Below are 17030 nucleotides of genomic sequence, written 5' to 3'. Positions count from 1 at the left end.
TCTGCCCCCTATTGTTCCTCCGGTCTGTTGTACATATAAATCTCCAGCACCACACGCATCTGTGTCTCTGTCATCGGCTGCAGTTCTGTACTCATATACAGGTTCTCTGACATTTCAAACGACTTCACATGAACCGCCGGATAATTCTCCTCTATATCATTCAAAAACGCCTTCATGTTGCTCTCGCTTCCGTTCATGGCAATGGATGCCTCCACCTTGCGGATCGCACCTCTCTCTTCCTGAACCTCTGACGCATCATTGTCCTCGCCCAGATTATCTGCCGTACCAGGCGCCATCGCCTCTACATCCTCCTCCATTCCAGAGTCCCCGGCTGCCTTGTCCCCGCTGTAAAGATAAGCGCCGGGCACTGCTGCAGTCCGCTCTGAAATCTCCAGATGGGAAGGAAACAGGCCATGTGCAAGCGCCACGCCCGTCACCAGCTCATCCACCTGCCGGTTCTCCATGAGCTCATAGCAGGAATCAGACATTTTGTCAAGCGCAGCCAGACCCTCTGTAATCCGCGCCTCATTTACAGGCGCATCGTCAAGAAGCTCCTGCATCCTTTCCGCCTGGGCGCACTTCTCCTCATACTCGATTTTCCCTGCCTTACAGGCCTCAATCGTCGGCAGGATGCCTAAACGAAACATAAGTACCACGATCAGGGCAGAGCATGCGACAACAAGCAATATTCTGTCTTTTGGTCTTATCTCAAATTTCATTCTGCGCCTCCCGTCTGCGGACCGTCCATGATACAGACAAGTGACAGCGTATAAACACCGTCCTGATAAGTATAGCCCGTGTATTCTACCTTATGAAAAAGCTTCGTTCCTTCCAGATTCATAATATATCCCGGAATGTCGATGACGTCCCGGCTGCTGGCGTCAAAGGTCAGCACCCCGCTGTCCGCATCATAGCTCCGGATCTTAAGGGAGATTCCTCCCCCGGCTCTCTCGATATCGGCAAGCGTCTCATTATTAAATTCCGGATAGGTCGCCAGATTCTTCTTGAGCTGCTCAATCTCCCGGATCGTCTGCTCGATCTCCTGCGCCTTCTGTTCGGCGGTCACCGCCTCCTGATACTGCCCGGAGTCTGCCGTCTCCCTGATCCACTCTTCTTTCTTATGTATCTTCTGCTCCAGTGACAGATGCCTGATCATCACAATGGCAAGTATTACCGCACACACAGCAAATACCCCTGCTACCGGAAGAATCTGCTTTATGATTCCTTTCCTGCTATCCGCCGCTTCGCTCTCTTCTCCCGCATAAAATGCCGCCAGATTCATACTCCGCCTGCCGCGGATACCGCACATCATAGCTCCGATGCACAAAAGCCAGTCTGAGGTCCTCTCCCCCTGCGGCATACGCACGTCCGGCAGCTCCCCGAAGTAATGCACCGACAGGTTCAGAGCGCCCAATTCCTCCAGGCTGACTTCAAAATCCTCACTCTTGCACCCGGCATAATACAGATCCGTGATCACCGCATCACTCTTTGACGCCGTCTGGAACTGGAGGATTCCCGACACATTCCGCAAAATCTCCGTACCAAAATCAAGCGTCCCCGGCTCCGCAAAAAGCCGATTTCTGCCGGAATATTTATACTGGCCGTTTTCCATCAGGATACTGGTCAACCCTTCCTCCTCAAAAAACAGGAAAATCGCGGTGCGTCCCCGGCTTTCCTTCTGCTCCCCGATCACGCGCTGGATTCCCTCCATCGGCGACGTCACGCCGCTCACTTCGATTTCCAGCTCCCGGCACATCGTAAGGAACTGCTTTAGGATATCCCTTTCCACGCTCGCGCCGACCAGCGACACACCCTTTTTGGGATCGCTTTGAATCACCGCATAATCCATGATCTCACTTTTCAGACTCTCCTGCAGCTCCCGCTTTGCCATGGCATCCAGTTCCTTCCCCTTCGCAAAGGGAAGCTGCACAGACTTCACCTGGCACATACTGGACGGAAGCACCAGCCGAACCTTATTTAATTCCCCGGCTCTTTCCCTTAGCAGCGCAAGTCCGCTTCTCCACCTTGCAAATGGATCCCCGTACCCGCTAAGCTCTATCTTATATATCTCCTGGATCTGGGGCTTTACGCCTTCCCTGCCGCCTGCCGCCAGGATCGCCTCATCCTGAAATACGATTACTGTCTGGCTCATAGGACCCCATCCTCCTTTCTCCTGCTTTCTCTATTTCTATCTCTATCTCTCTTTACCGGCATTGGATTTTTCTCCCTATCTGGCATTCTCGATCGCGCTGTAGGACTGGTAGATCGGCAGCATGACCGCCACCATCACGAAACCTACCAGGACCGCCATCACACAGATCATAATCGGCTCCAGAAGGGTGACCATCCTCTTCGTCGCCTCCTGTGCCTCCATCTCCATGGACTGGGCGATGGAATCCAGCATGGTGTCAAGCCGTCCGCTTTCCTCACCCACAAGGATCGTCGAAGACAGTTTTCCGAGAAGACCATCCACATCCTTAAGCGCCTCCGAAAGCGCCACGCCGCTTCTCACCTTGACGGACACCTGCTCGAACTGCTCCTCCACATAACGGTTTCCGATCGTCTCCGCCGCCAGCTTCAGCGAATTCACCACTGACATACCGCTGGAATACAAACTGCTGAGCGTTCTGGCAAACCGGGCCGTATAGATTACCTTGTTCAGCTTCCCGAACACCGGGGCATGGACCTTCAGATAATCCATTCCCCTTCTCATCCTCGGAAATCCCAGGATAATCCGGCTCACCGCAATAATCAGAAGCACCGCCACGAGCACCGCGTACCACCGCTGCACCAGCAGATCAGAAAGCGCCATCACGATTTCTGTGGGGACCGGAAGACTCTCCATCTGAGAAAATAACTCGTCAAACTGTGGAAGCACGAAGGTCACGATGATCAGCACGATCACCACACACATCACCAACAGAATCAGCGGATACGTCATCGCCGATTTCACCTGCTGGTTCAGGGTCGCTTCCTTTTCATAATGAACGGCAAGCCGCGCCGTGACCTCATCCAGATTCCCGCTGCCCTCACCGGAGCGGATCATGCCCTTCATCAGCGCCGGAAAACAGTTCTGGTTTTCCATCGCATCCGAGAGACTGATGCCTTTCTTAAGATCCGTAAGCAGCCCCAAATAGACCTCCTGCGCAAAGGGCGAGATTCCTTCCTCCCTGGAAATGATATCCAGCGCGCGCACCAGACTGACGCCTGCCGTCAGAAGGCTGGACATCTCACGGTTGAACTCCGCCAGCTGCCTGGAGGTGAATTTGCGCTTCACTCCCAGATGCCCCGCCTTCTTCGCAGAGATCAGATAGAACCCCTGCTCCTTAAGCTGCTGCTGCAGGACCTTCTCACTTACGGCCTCCAGCACGCCCCGGCGCATCTTGCCCTCCATATTCTTCGCAGTATATCGAAACCGCGCCATCTTTTGTCCACACTCCTTCCCTACAGCAGAGATAAATACCAGTTCCCTGCCCATTCTCCACAAAATGCCGCGACCGCCAGCCCTGCCGCCAGAAACGGACCGAAGGCAAAATGCTCCTTCCGCCCAAGCTTTCCCGCCGCCAGCATGACGCCGCAATAAATCCCTGCTGTCAGAAGCCCCACGAACATGGCAAATACATTAGCCTTCCAGCCTAGATACCACCCGCATGCAGCCATCAGCTTGATATCCCCGCCGCCAAACGCGTCGGGAATCAGAAGAGCCAGCAGAAGCATCGGCACAGAAATCACCAGAAGGCCGATCAGCCTGCTCTTTAGTGTGATTTCCGGAAACAGCCATACAGCCGCCAGCCCAAGAATTCCTATTATAATATGAAATCGGTCATAGATGATCCGGGTATCCCAATCGATCGCCGCCACGATCATCAGAACCGCCAAAAATGCAAAGACCAGAAGCCCTCTTAGCGAGATCACTCCCGTCTTACCTATTCCATAAAAGGAAGCGCTAAGCGCAAACGCCGCGCCTCCTGTACATTCTACCATAAAATCACGAATCGGAATCTGCACCCCGCACTGGCTGCATTTTCCCCGTAAAACAAGATAACTGACTAGTGGGATGAGTTCCCTTGCAGCCAACTCATGCCCACATTCCATACAGTGGCTGCGCCCCGTTGCTACACTCTCGCCGCGGGGCAGACGGCAGATTACTACATTTACAAAACTAAAGATACAGGCGCCCATCAGGAAACGGAACACCCCTAAAACTATTTCCAGACATACGATCATTTGCTATTCCTCATCTGACTGTGTATCGATAAACCTCTCGGCGTGCAGGACCTCATAGGAAATCGGGTCCGTCCGGCAAATGACGATGTAATCGCCCTCCCGGTAGTAGAAGCAGCGTACTTTATATCCGCTCTCATCCACCTGCACCACCTGGAAATCTCCCGGAATCTTACCCGCCATGAGTATGTTCCGGTAAGCCTCCTTAGTGACCCCACTCTCAGAAGTGGGGTCATGAAGCGGCCTGTTATCCGCATAGGCTTCTAACGCAGTCATCTCGAGCGCTGTACGCACCAGCTTCGCATTTCCCAGAGCGACCTGAGCATCTGCTCGGTACATAATGTGTAGCACTCCAGGTATGACTGCGATTACGGCGAGCAGCACAATGGCCAGAACCTCCAGCGCGCGGCCGATGATACTGTATTTAGTTTTCTTATGTATAGCCCGGTCGGGCTGGATGTCTGGCATTTGTTTGCTCTCCTTTTAATGCATTATTAAAAATAATTATTTAACATCATATGCGCCATCTGTTCCCTTCGTACCCCCTGCGGTATACGTACAAGTTTTTCCGCTTTTACTTTCATATGTGAGAGTTGCTACTGCATGTGACGAATCAAATGTGACTCCACTAATTTTTCCATCAACTTCGGCCAAGCTTTTAATGTTTTTACTTATTACTCTTCCTTTACCAAATTGGGGCGTTACATCCACCGCATAATCCTCATCTGCCAACGTCTGTGTTGCCATAACTGCCTGACGTGTTTCTGCCACAACCTGCTTATTTTTCGCCTTATCAATATACCCCGTCAATGCCGGAATCAAAAGCGCTGCCAGAATTGCCAGAATGATCAGCACAACGATCAGCTCTACAAGCGTAAATCCTTTCTTGTCTTTTCTTTTGTCTCTCAATTTCTTTAACATATCTTCTTCTCCTTCCTTCTTTGGATTAAAATATATATCTATAAATGCGGCAGTGCGTTACCACATCTATATTCCCCTTTTCGGGCGCCTTAAGCACCTACTATATTCCCGACGAAGCCGTCGCCTCATCCACTCGCTTTGCCTGATATCTCAGTTCCGCGATAAAATCCTCCTCTACCAGGAGGTCTGTGCACGCCTCGTCCCGGTATAGCTCCACATGTACCCTGATACAGTTTACAGCGTCCCCAACGCCCACACCGTCAGGAAAGGAAAACCTAAGCTTCAGGTACCCTCCCATATAGTATTTGTCGGCAAAGACCTGCTGCACTGCCCGGGCAACATACTTATTATTTTCATCTTTATAATTGTACTGATAAGCACTGGTTTCGGTAGCCACCTTCTTCTGCCAGTAATACCGCATCAACAGGCGTCCTGACTTTGCAGATTCAGTCCCTGTTTCCTGCTCACTCCTCACGAGCGTCGTCTCCGCACAGCCATCCGCGGACATCAGCGTCACATAGCTGTCCGTGTTCAGATATTCAAGCACCGGCCCGCTTGCGCTTCCTCCTGCATCGGATAAATCCCCACCGTCAGATATATCATAGATCTTGATGCTGTCCACTGCATCAAGAAGCTGCGACCGGATCTCATCCTCCACATTATCTACGATCATCTGTGCGAACTGCACACGCTGCAATCGTACAAAGGTCTTAGCCGCCGGGCTCAATATGCCCACGACCATCACCGTCAGGATACTCATAAGAGCCATGGCTACAATCAGCTCCACCAGCGTCATGCCTTCTCTTCTGCGTCTTCCTCTTCTCATGGCGTACTCCCCCCGTCTGTACCAAACAGGTAGAAGGTCACCGTTGACTCATCCCCGCCAGCTCCCACATAAACGACCTTCTTTTTCTGCTTCGGCGCGAAGATGGTAAATACCTGATTCCCGACGACGGTTCCGTCCGCTGATGACGCATAAAATGCATAATCTGCCGTGCCATCTCCCTCAGCCGAAGCCGACTGAAGTCCTTCACATATTTTAACCGTATCCTTACGAATCTGCTGGCTCTTCCTCTGCGCAGAATTACTGAACATGATTGCCCCGTTCAGAACCGCCACGAGCAGCAAAAAAATTACGATACTGACCATGACCTCCACGATCGACTCACCCGCGCGTCCCCGTAACTTGTGCATCTTCATCAGGAAGCACCCCCTTCCTCATGCACCGGAACAAATCTGGAATCTATCGGTTTTTCCGTATCATATGTATATGTGATCTGTTGATCTGAACCGTCGTTAAATTCACATTTTGCACCCGCTGTAGTACCATATCTCCATTCCTTTACCGTACCGTCATCGAACCATACGATATCCTTGCCGTCATATTGGAACCTCACCGGATACCGATCCTCCCTATAATATTCTGTAGGATAATTATACGTTAAATTTCCTTTCTTTACAACCACTTCCACGGTAAGCAGATGACGCTGGAATTGCTTTTCCTGCAGATTTCTGATCTGCTCGGTGTAGTTGGTGTCACTCGCTATCGGTGGTTTAATGGTTCCTTCCATTCCTCCCAGGTCATCCTCATTGAATTCCTTGCGGAGACGGAGCGTGACCTTGCCGTATTTTTCATCTTCACCCGTCTTCAGAATATAGTGATAAACGGTCTCCGGGTGATCCGGATTGTACGCATTGTACGCCGGATCATCCAAAAATTTATCTGCAAACCTCCGGAAGCTGCTTTCCGCCTCCGTCTTCTGTAATTCTTTTCCCACGACTCCCGCGAAGCTCTTCGCAAGCTGGTAGCAGCGTTCCTCCTCCAGCTTGTTGTTGGCGTTCGCCAGCATTACGCCCGACGTATAGACAATCGCCAGGGCAAATGCCACCAGAAATGCGCAGGCACATGTCACGAAAGGGAGGGAGCCTCCCTGCCGCTTATTCTTCTTTAATGCTTCTAATCCCTGTCCCGGCAATGGCTCTCCTCCTTTCTTTTCCCTTCGCTTAGTTTAATTCTACTTTGTTCTCCTCTGAGCCCACATAGGAAGGACTCTTATTTGCCGCATCTTCATTTGCAATCACATCCATCCGGAAGGTGATCTGGCTGCTGTACTTCTGTTTGCTGTCCGGAAGCGTATATCCATCCGCATCCTTCACGGCTGTAGTATCCGGCAGGAACAGCGTATAGCGGAAGGTTCCGTCAGCCTGAAGCTCTGCCATAAGACACGCCTCGGTGGAAAATGCATAATACGTGTTAACGTCATTTTTGGTGTAGCTTCCTTCCACCCGTTTCTGATAGCCTCCGGCAATCTCCGTTATTGTCTTTTCGTCCTGCTTGATCTGCCGCTTATATCCGGTAAGCGGGTATGTGAACTGTTGCTTTTTCAGCGCTTCATATTCGGCATTCGTCATCGTTCCCTGCTCAGGAATAAACCTTGACACTTTATTCCATTTAGCAGTTCCGTTTCCGTCCAATCCCCACTCAGCTACCGTCACGGCACGGCTGCCGCCTGCCAGGGTCTCCTCATGTATCCGGTATTGATGAGGAATCTTCGTACCGTCTGCCGCCTTTTCTATTATATCTACATAGCATACATCAGCGTATTTGCCGCTATCCCAGTGAAAACTCGTCTGCTCTGCACTCCACTTTACATGTTCTGCCGGAAGATCTGGGTTCTCACTGACCTCCGCCATAAGCTGGTTCCAGATTCGCTCAGACTGTACACTGGGCCGATCCAGCTTCACATACGGAAGCTGTGTAGGCGCCCCTGCAGTTACCCAGCGTGAGCTGACGCTTCCGCTTCCGGAGGAAATCCTTGCCTGGAATACGATCCATTTGCCCGCATAGGCCGCCGCCAGCCCCCTCACCGTATGCCGGTACTGTGTATCCGAACCGAATTTCTCCATCTCCACCGGCCTGATTCCCTCTTCTACTGCCAGATATCCGGTAAGGTAATCGGTAAGTCCTGCACTGCTGCCTGCTGCTGCACTTGCACTTTGGATCGCCGCCTGTGCCGCGTCCTTCGTCTCATAGACATATGCCCGCATCAGATATGCACTTCCGCCAGGCGGGATACTATCATTCTCCGCCTTCAAATCTACTGTAAGGGTGTCCTTGGCGTTTCCGGTCTCGAAGCCCTCTATGCTCAAAGGCTTCGTGCGGTCATAAGTCCAAGATGAACCCCAGGTAACCTTCGGCGCAGCGATACGCTCCGGCACGGTAAGGTCGTAGGTGATACCTGCCGCGCTGTCGATATAATCCGTCGAATCCGCATCTGCCTGAGCCACCAGGTAGAAACGCATCTGCTCTCCCGCGTAATCCTCCAGATTGATTGTCTGGCTGTATTCTTCTTTGCCCTCTGCATTTACCGCATTTCCGAACGCAAATGGAATTCCATAGTCGCCCGACCCTTCGTCATAGACCTGTGCGTATAACTGGTAAGCGGCACAGCCCGCCTCCGACGCGATTGCCGGCCACGTTACCGTATAGTATAATTCGTCCACGCTGTCGATGCTGATACTCGGCTGTTCCGGTCTTGGCAGGCGCTGACGCACCTTGTAGGAGGCTTCGGAAGTGAGACCAATCTCATGGTTTTCCTCATTTCCGATTCGGGTGACACTGAGCTTCACATTCTTGAAGTTCCAATCCTCCGCCGGAACGGTGAGCATCCAGACAGCCTTATCCTCATATGTTCCCACTTCCGGTTCATGATCTGTGGTATCGATCAGCACGGAATTATCATTTTCATCAATTCCCATGAGGCTGATCTCATATTTGTTATTCTCATCAAATACTTCATCCGCATCCCAGTAGAAGGTGTACTGCAGATTTCCGTCACTGTCAAACTGCGGAGTAAGCTCTCCGCCGTCCCCATCCGTCACGCCGACAAGTATGGGCGCCGAAAGCCAGGTGAAAACAGGATTCTCGGAGAGGTAGCGGTATCTGTAGTAGTAGTCGCCATGATCCTGTGCATCCCCGCCTTTTCTTTTCACCAGACAGTCAGCGTACAAATATTTATAAACCGGCTTTCCATCATCACCGATTCCTGTCATCTGCACATAATTTGCACCCTCTTCTGTATCCAGTTCATGATAAGTATAAACCGGACCCAGACCCATCTCGGCGGGCCAGATACGTACACGCAAATCAGACGCATGGCTTAAATATTCCGGCAGATCCGTAAAGCTTGCTGATGCCGTACTCTGCGCCGCTATCAGGATGTCCTTGCTGGCAAAGACAACATTCTCCTTCGCCTCAGGTGTTCCCTCTTTCCAGGTTCCAATCAAATCTACCCGATAGATTGGAGGCGTCTTTAGTTCCCTTCCTGAGTGAGTCAGAGATACAGTGATATTTAAGTTTTCAAGGGTAGTACCGCTCACCGCAATCTCGGGAGTAGCCTTCGGCTCTGTTGAGTCTGATGGATTCCAACTCACCAGCGGGGTATCCGGACGATATGATTTCGGCATGAATGCTGGTACGGAAACTTCCGCGGACTCAATATAGTCTGAATTCCCATTTGGTTTTGCCTGTACGAGAATCTGTTGCGTATTCTCATTACCCTCCACCTGCGCTGTCGGAGCATCTGGAGTCAGAGTAATATTTCCACCCAATACTTCTGCTTCTACCTTCCAGCTATTTCCTGCTAATGCCTTATAGTCTTCCAGGTTATTAAGCGATATCTCATAACGATACCAACTGCCATTCCACACCACTTCCGCACGTAGATCGGGCGCCGGTAATAAAGTCTTTCCAGTGATATCATCTGCGGCCTTATAATCTGAAGGCTCTACGTCATCATACATGCTGACTGCCCGAACCTTAACTTCTATCGCTCCCCCCGCACTTGCCGGTATGGAAACGCTTCCGCTTTCTGAATAAATATATTCCGTGGCAACAACCGTTCCTCCTACTGATATTACCACCTCATATTTGAACGGGTCGCATTTGCTTCCCTTTTCAGCCCAAGGGTCGGGATTATCTGCCGGGGTGACCGTAAGCTGTATCTTGCCGTTACTCAGGTTCGCTGTGACCCCACTGGGTGCTTTCAGCTTCTTTGTTCCAGGCATCACGCCTTCCTGCACACGCCATCCTTCGCGGACACATATGTAGAAGTCGCTGTCAGAAGAAGTAACCCGACCGGTGTTGCTATAATCTTTAGCCGGAATCTCATTCGGGATTTCAAATAAGATTTTGGCAATTTTCTTATCTTCATGATCGTAAACGCATCCATCGGAAGAATCGATATAACAGTTTGCTCCGAGTATACTATTACGTTTTTTCGCCTCATCTGTCAAATACGCTACAAAATCCTTGTTCTTTGTCAGATTATGCATGATATATACACGGTCGCTATTTGCACGCCTCAGACTATCCCCGATTGCGTATGCACTCTTGACAATCGTGCCGTTACTTTTTCCTGCATTCTCCTTTCCTTCTGCCAATGACAATCCCGTCTGGTAACTACTTGCGTTATTCAGGTGATCAAAGAAATAATTATGATCTCCTTGAATAAATTCCGGCTTACTATACTTTTCATTATTTATATTTGCCGTAAACGATACAACAGGGAAATCCTGTCTTCCTCCACTATTAATATTCACAGAATAACAATCCTGTAATATGGTATTCTTTGCACCTGTTTCTCCATAGCGGTCACCGAATATGCCTGCCATATACTGTACGCCATACAAACCAGCCGCAAAGTTCCGGCAACGTTCGATACGAATCTTAATATTTCCAGTAGAATTCCTTACATTGGGACCGTTCGGTGCATCCGAAGAAAAGAATCCCACGATTCCCGACGCCATAGAACCGGAATAAATCTCTACTCCCGGCCCGTTGACACAGTCTAATACCTGAATCGTAAAGTTCTGCGCCTGTGAGGCACTCTTCAGATAGGTTGTAACATTTCCCAGAATTCCCGCACTATCATTTGCCGCAACATCCGTAGATTTTCCTGCCTGCCCGTAAATGCTTCCAAAGTTTCCACAGCTAATAATATTATAGGTGTTTCCCTCATAAGCGTGATAAAGCTGTGCTACAATTCCTGCAGATGCACCAACCCAGTCTGCTTTATAGGTAGTCTGCAGGCTACCATAATTCCGACATTCCTCGATATTGCCGCCACTTCCGGTCCACTGTCCGATGATTCCACCGGAATAGTGGGAGTTATAGCCGTAAATAGTTCCGTAATTCACACAATGAGACAATGTCCAGCCTTCCGTAGTGGAATTGCTCTGATTTCCGATAATGCCACCGGCAAAACGGTTTGTGGTGCCCGTGCGAAGCTGCCTTCCCACAAACGCCCGATTGACCAGATACTTCATATCCTTCTCGGACTCATTCATACCAATGACGCCACCGGTACCTACACTGATATCCTCCGATTTGTTATTCAGGAACCAGTCGCCGGTCGCGCAATACTCCAGCGCTCCGGTCGGAGAATTGTAGGCCGTTATACCTCCCAGACTGCCCTTCGTTGAAAGAATCATCTGTGTCTTACCGTCTGAAACAGAACCGGAATTATTATATGTAAGGTTTTCTACCGACTGATTTGCTTCCCAATTCACATAGCTGGTATTTGCTGTTATTTTCATGTTCGCACACAGCTTGTCGATACTCTCGCTTCCTGTATAGCCACTCATCTTCCCAACGGTAGACTGATCGCCGCAGCGGCTGATCATGCCCTTATTGTAACCGGCTACGCCTCCTGCCATGCCGCTGTCCACAGCTATTCTTCCTTTTGCCGCATCCAGATAACTGTCGCTGATTACTCCGGCCTCTTCATTCTTACCCACGATACCGCCCGTGTGGGACGCCATCGCTTCCTTCTGCTGGGCAGTGCTCGTTCCTGTGGCAGTGTACGCTCCCTTGATGTTCATAATAAGCGCTTCTACCTTACATTCCGTAACATTACCGGAGTTGACTCCCACGATTCCGCCGTAGCAATTGCCCACGGTACTTCCACCGTTTTCCGTCATCTTCCCTGCGTAGCTGCTTCCAGTGACCACGGCTTTGGCCGTGTTCTCACCTGCAATACCGCCAAGATAACGATAATTGCTGAAATTCTCGAAGTTCTCCTTAGCCGTAATACTCTCAATCCGAGCCTGGTTGACTCCTGCCGCTCCGCCCACAGACAATCCGATCGCACTGCTTCGGATGTCCGGCATTTCCTTAAGTTCCGCATTTTTCACTGTTCCCTGGTTGAGTCCGGTCACAGCTCCATAGACTGCTCCATCGCCATCCAGCATCACGCCCGTACCCGGCGCGCTTTCTTCTATCACTGCACCGGCGTAATTCACGGCACATATCGCACCAGTCTGCGCTGCATGACGGCTTCGGATAGTGATTCCTCCGTCCACCTTTAACACACTACAGTCGCTGATTGTTCCATAGTTCTCCGCCACAATACCACCGGCATAGCCATAGTTACTATTTACATTTCCCACATTCGTACAGGAAGCAATCTCACCCCCTGCAAGATTATGGGATACGATTCCTCCGGCCAGGCCGGTATCCGCCGTCACTTGTGCAGAAGCATTCTTTGCATTTTTGATGTTACTTGACGAAATGCCCGCAATGCCGCCTGCATAGCCTCTAAGCGCACGCACATTTGCCGCTTCGCACACCAGTACGCCTTGATCTGTTCCAAAGGTACCCTGATTCTCACCGATCAGGCCGCCGACATTCTGCCCGCCGATCACAGTAACCCCTTTACCTACTGCTGTTACTTCTTTATTCCCGGATACCTGAGTGCTGCCGGATATCTGGATACTGCCGGTTGCTTCATTATATCCAACAAGGCCGCCGATTCTCTGACCATTCCGTCCGGAAATGGTACGTTTCCCTGATTCCTGATCCTCCGCTGCCAGCACCGTTCCTCCATTACGTCCGCTAATACCTCCGGCGCAATTTGCATATGCCGTGATGTTACCGACACATACACTATCCTGTATCACACCACCCGGAAGATTATATGCTGCGATTCCGCCCACCGTGTCCCGTCCGGTGACCGTCACACGGCCATTGACCCTGCAGGCCGCTATGATGCCGGGGATATAACTCTTCTCATCATTCCTGTAATCTTTATAGGTAAGCGGATTTTCTGAAGTCTTAATGTTAAGTCCCGCGATTCCGCCCACATAATCCTGACTGGCATTCCCGAAGTTTCCGGCCAGCTCACAGTTGAAGATTCCTCCGCCATTGAAGCCGACCACGCCGCCCAGACAGGTGAATCCGGTAATGTTTCCTGTATTTGCACAGTGATCGATCACCTGATTCGTAAGGTTCGCTCCTATCACGCCGCCCGCCATATCCGCCTTGATATCCGGGTCGACGTTCGCTGATGCAACGCCGCTGTGTGCCAGATACCGGACCACACTGACGCCGTCTGCGCTGGTCGCAAACTCTGAATGAGCAGGTCTTGAGATATGTCCTGCATTCTTACAGTTCTTTATCACCAGTCTACTTTCGTCCTCACAGTAGCCCAGCACACCGCCCACATACATTTGCGCGCGAACAGGCAGATTATTAATGGCAGCACTTAAAGAGGTCGTATTCGAATTTCTCTTATCCGTCAGAATCAGTTGACGCATATTCCCTGACCTGGCCACCTCCGTCGGAAGATTCTCCCCATCAAGCTGCGGGAGGAGGCTTCCCTTATTCTGCTGTACATAGGAGAGAATACTCTCTCCCCGGGACAGGCCTAACTGGCTCGCCGTATAAGTTCTCTGATAACCGATCACTCCTCCGGCAAATGCTTTTGCCGTAAGACTGCCCAGCGTATTATTTGTGCGAAAACCGTCCATTGTGGTATCACTTTCCAAATCCACCACATTTGCACCGATACAACCGCCCACACAGTAGGTGCCGCGCACACTGGTAGGTCTGATCTCTATGTCGTCATCCAGAATCTGCGTCGACGCATTCAGTCCGATATATCCGCCCGCACAGTCTCCATAGGCATAGATGCGGCCGCCGATCAGGACATAATCCACATCCAGATTCGCTTTCGTATCATTAAAACCAACCACGCCGCCCACATAATCCTGACCAACTACGATGCCAGCCACGGACTTGACTGTTATTTTACCATTAGCACCATTTTTAAAATTAATCGTTCCATTATTATATCCGGCGATACCACCTGCATAGCTTCCGGTTGCCTGCCACGTGTTAACGATCTGGTTGAAGATCACGCCGCTGTGGTCGGAGATATAGCTTGCACAGTTACTTATGATTGCCTTCTCGCCATTATACCCCACGATGCCTCCGATATACGCGTTATAGCCTGCCGCCACACCGTTATTAACGCAGTCCTCTATCTTGTTCTGGCCGTCATTTTTCCCGATAATACCGCCCACATAATTCCTGCCGATAACATAACCGGCATTGGTTGTCACGCCGATACCGCCGCCGATTCTGCTAAAGCTGTTACTGTGCTGTGTCAGTCCACCGACAATACCGCCCACATAGTCAGAGCCGAGAATGTACCCCTTATTCTCCGTATTGCATTTAAGCAGCAGGCAGTCCGTCCCGAAGCCCATAATTCCGCCTACATACTGTCCTTTTAACAATTCCTGCTTCTCTTTTGAGTAGGTAAATCCGGATGCGCGTCCGGACGCACTGGAGGCATCATAAACCAGCACCTGATGCGCATACCCAACAACGCCTCCAAAATACCTTCCCTCTATCTTGTATTCTCTGTCCTCATGTCCTGTAGTACACAGAATGAGCCCATCATTTTCACACTCTGTGAGATTCGACATCGCCCCTGGGTCATTGTAGTTATATTCGTCAGCCTTAAAGGAACCGTCGACGTGCCCTGCGATTCCGCCCGCAAAAAGGTTGGCTGAGACATCTGCATGATTCTCACACCGCGTGATTCTGGCGCCTGTCTTCAAATCCGCATAGCCGAAGAGTCCGCCGACACCATACTGGTAATTCTTCGCCATTTCTTCTGTATGTCCGGCCGTGGCAGTTCCCGGATCCGGAAGTTTTGCCGTAATCACGCCGGATACCGACAGCCCGCTAATCTTCGCATCCTTTTTACCCTGAATGATTCCGGCGATTCCACCGACACCGGCGGTTCTTGTAGTCGGGTTCAAACCAGCCCTGTCATCGGGTAACAGGACATTCATCACCGCTTTATCCGGTGAATCTGTCGTAATCTTTATATTTGTAAGGTCTCCTGTACTCAGACCTGCTACAATCCCGACACCATGTATATACCGAAAATCTGACGTCTCCGCCAGGGAGTCTCCAGATATATCTGCCATCACAACAGAAGGATTCCTAAATGTGATATTCGAGATGCTGCCTTCCGCCTTGCAGAATAATCCACTGTACTTTGTCTTATCAATACCAAACTTCGTGGTCGCAGCATCATCTGCTACGGAGTCGGTTCCCAGGCGCAGATTACTAATCTTGCTGCTGTCGAGGCCGCCATCTAACGAGTGGTTTGCAGCAAGCTCCGGAATCGCAGGAAAGCCCATCTGACCGTCATTCGCCTTCCACTGGAGCTTTTGCGCCCCACTATTGCTTACCGTATAGCCATACAGACCGGTTCCTTCCGAATTCCAGTCCATCTCCTCGCCTTCCAACGTAAATTCTGCCGCTTGATCCGCACTGCAATACCGGATATTGGAAAGATGGCGGAACGCTGCGATTCCCGCCTTAAGTGTGCCGCTCTCCCTCTTCGTGTCATCTGCATACATGGTATTCGCCGTATTGGAGGTGACCACCGCACTCTGCCGGTACTCGCTGGTATCCCCTTCTGTGTTCTGGTAGGTAGATACTGCCTGTACAGTCGCATAGATATTCTGCGGATTGCTCAGATCAACCCCACTTGTCGTCTTAATCCCGCCGATTCGGGCAAGGCGGGTGATGCTCATATCCGAGCTCTTATGTAGGCCAGTCATTGTATCTTCAGAAATCCCCGTCTGCTTAAGCGCGGCAAGCACGTCTGCCGACATCATACCGTCAAGCACAAGGGAGAACGCCCCGTCCTTGTAGGTGAGCGGGAAATTCCAGCCTTCTATCTCTTTGTTATTTACAACCATTTGGAGCTGTGTAATGGATGCCGCGTCCGAGGCAGACTCGCTCCAGCCATTCCCTCTGGCCTTCGCCCTGTTCACAGTAAGCCGGAACAACTCCTTGCGGCTGTTCTTCTCATAAAATACAACATAGAACTCCAGGTCCAGATTGTCATGTCGGGAATTACTTGACCAGTTCAGGTACAGGGTCTCACTGTTCACCAGACTGATACTAGTCACCTTAAGCCTTACTGGATCCAGATCGACCACATCGGTGGTATCATCCGCAGAATAATAGCCGAGAAGCCTCTCCCTCCGGCTGTCATACCCTCTGTCATCCATATCCAGAATCTTACCCTCATCGTTGGTGCCATAGCCAAGTCCCTTGCATCTGGTACCATAGAATGCTGAATACACATGCCCGGATTCCACATCGATCTCAATAGCAACTGCACCGGAGGAGAGCAAATCCTTCGAATAAGTCAAATCATCCATGAGCTCTGTCACAGGGCTCTGCTTCCCTTCGTCCGTATCATAAGCGCCCGGAGCCAGCGTGATTGCATAAATCCGGTCCTTCCTCTTCTCATCGGTAAAGGAGGTGTTCTTTATCCCCTTGGCGAGAACCTCCTCCCGGAACTCCTCCCACTGTCCGGAGGAACGATACCATGTAAGGGCAGACTCTGCCGCCATATAAATTGTTTTTGCATTCTCTTCATTTTTCCGGAATTCGGCGCGTTTAATAAAATAAATGGCTGTCGGAATTCCGATCGCCAAAATAACCGCCAGAACGATGAGTGTCACGACCAGTTCCGGTAACGTAAATCCCTTTTTATGATTCCTGATTTTCATCT

At 50.7% G+C, this 17030-nt stretch carries 10 protein-coding genes; all 10 read right to left on the bottom strand.

The window, feature by feature from the left end; translation table 11 throughout:
- Positions 1 to 8 precede the first annotated feature (8 nt).
- Positions 9 to 719, bottom strand: coding sequence for a hypothetical protein (locus tag ABXS75_08330; GenBank protein XCP86784.1), 711 nt, complete (start codon positions 717 to 719; stop codon positions 9 to 11).
- On the bottom strand, positions 716 to 2152 hold the full coding sequence (locus tag ABXS75_08325) for a hypothetical protein (GenBank protein ID XCP86783.1): 1437 nt from the start codon (positions 2150 to 2152) through the stop codon (positions 716 to 718). The genes ABXS75_08330 and ABXS75_08325 overlap by 4 nt, the downstream gene beginning before the upstream one ends.
- Before the next feature lie 75 nt (positions 2153 to 2227).
- Positions 2228 to 3424: a type II secretion system F family protein gene (locus ABXS75_08320; protein ID XCP86782.1), complete on the bottom strand. Its 1197-nt coding sequence runs from the start codon at positions 3422 to 3424 to the stop codon at positions 2228 to 2230.
- A gap of 20 nt (positions 3425 to 3444) precedes the next feature.
- Entirely contained in the window at positions 3445 to 4227 is a 783-nt protein-coding gene (locus ABXS75_08315) for a prepilin peptidase (protein XCP86781.1), read from the bottom strand.
- A gap of 3 nt (positions 4228 to 4230) precedes the next feature.
- Positions 4231 to 4692, bottom strand: coding sequence for a hypothetical protein (locus ABXS75_08310; GenBank protein XCP86780.1), 462 nt, complete (start codon positions 4690 to 4692; stop codon positions 4231 to 4233).
- Between the two features lie 36 nt (positions 4693 to 4728).
- On the bottom strand, positions 4729 to 5145 hold the full coding sequence (locus ABXS75_08305; GenBank protein ID XCP86779.1) for a prepilin-type N-terminal cleavage/methylation domain-containing protein: 417 nt from the start codon (positions 5143 to 5145) through the stop codon (positions 4729 to 4731).
- A 100-nt stretch (positions 5146 to 5245) separates the two neighbouring features.
- Entirely contained in the window at positions 5246 to 5971 is a 726-nt protein-coding gene (locus ABXS75_08300; GenBank protein ID XCP86778.1) for a type II secretion system protein, read from the bottom strand.
- Positions 5968 to 6345: a hypothetical protein gene (locus tag ABXS75_08295; protein XCP86777.1), complete on the bottom strand. Its 378-nt coding sequence runs from the start codon at positions 6343 to 6345 to the stop codon at positions 5968 to 5970. The genes ABXS75_08300 and ABXS75_08295 overlap by 4 nt, the downstream gene beginning before the upstream one ends.
- A complete protein-coding gene (locus ABXS75_08290; protein ID XCP86776.1) occupies positions 6345 to 7121 on the bottom strand; it encodes a hypothetical protein in 777 nt (258 codons plus the stop codon). The genes ABXS75_08295 and ABXS75_08290 overlap by 1 nt, the downstream gene beginning before the upstream one ends.
- A 28-nt stretch (positions 7122 to 7149) precedes the next feature.
- Positions 7150 to 17028 (bottom strand): type II secretion system protein, encoded by a 9879-nt coding sequence (locus ABXS75_08285; protein XCP86775.1) that lies wholly within the window; start codon positions 17026 to 17028, stop codon positions 7150 to 7152.
- Positions 17029 to 17030 lie beyond the last annotated feature (2 nt).

The sequence above is a fragment of the Roseburia hominis genome (genome assembly GCA_040702975.1).
Lineage (GTDB): Bacteria > Bacillota > Clostridia > Lachnospirales > Lachnospiraceae > Allocoprococcus > Allocoprococcus hominis_A.
Note: the sequence above shows the minus strand (reverse complement) of the source record. Positions and strands in the feature narration are given on the sequence as shown.

Bases quoted from the DNA above. Each gene is read 5' to 3' on its own strand.
- ABXS75_08315 (XCP86781.1), bottom strand. From the start codon at position 4,227: ATGATCGTATGTCTGGAAATAGTTTTAGGGGTGTTCCGTTTCCTGATG.
- ABXS75_08285 (XCP86775.1), bottom strand. From the start codon at position 17,028: ATGAAAATCAGGAATCATAAAAAGGGATTTACGTTACCGGAACTGGTC.
- ABXS75_08310 (XCP86780.1), bottom strand. From the start codon at position 4,692: ATGCCAGACATCCAGCCCGACCGGGCTATACATAAGAAAACTAAATAC.
- ABXS75_08295 (XCP86777.1), bottom strand. From the start codon at position 6,345: ATGAAGATGCACAAGTTACGGGGACGCGCGGGTGAGTCGATCGTGGAG.
- ABXS75_08300 (XCP86778.1), bottom strand. From the start codon at position 5,971: ATGAGAAGAGGAAGACGCAGAAGAGAAGGCATGACGCTGGTGGAGCTG.
- ABXS75_08305 (XCP86779.1), bottom strand. From the start codon at position 5,145: ATGTTAAAGAAATTGAGAGACAAAAGAAAAGACAAGAAAGGATTTACG.
- ABXS75_08325 (XCP86783.1), bottom strand. From the start codon at position 2,152: ATGAGCCAGACAGTAATCGTATTTCAGGATGAGGCGATCCTGGCGGCA.
- ABXS75_08330 (XCP86784.1), bottom strand. From the start codon at position 719: ATGAAATTTGAGATAAGACCAAAAGACAGAATATTGCTTGTTGTCGCA.
- ABXS75_08320 (XCP86782.1), bottom strand. From the start codon at position 3,424: ATGGCGCGGTTTCGATATACTGCGAAGAATATGGAGGGCAAGATGCGC.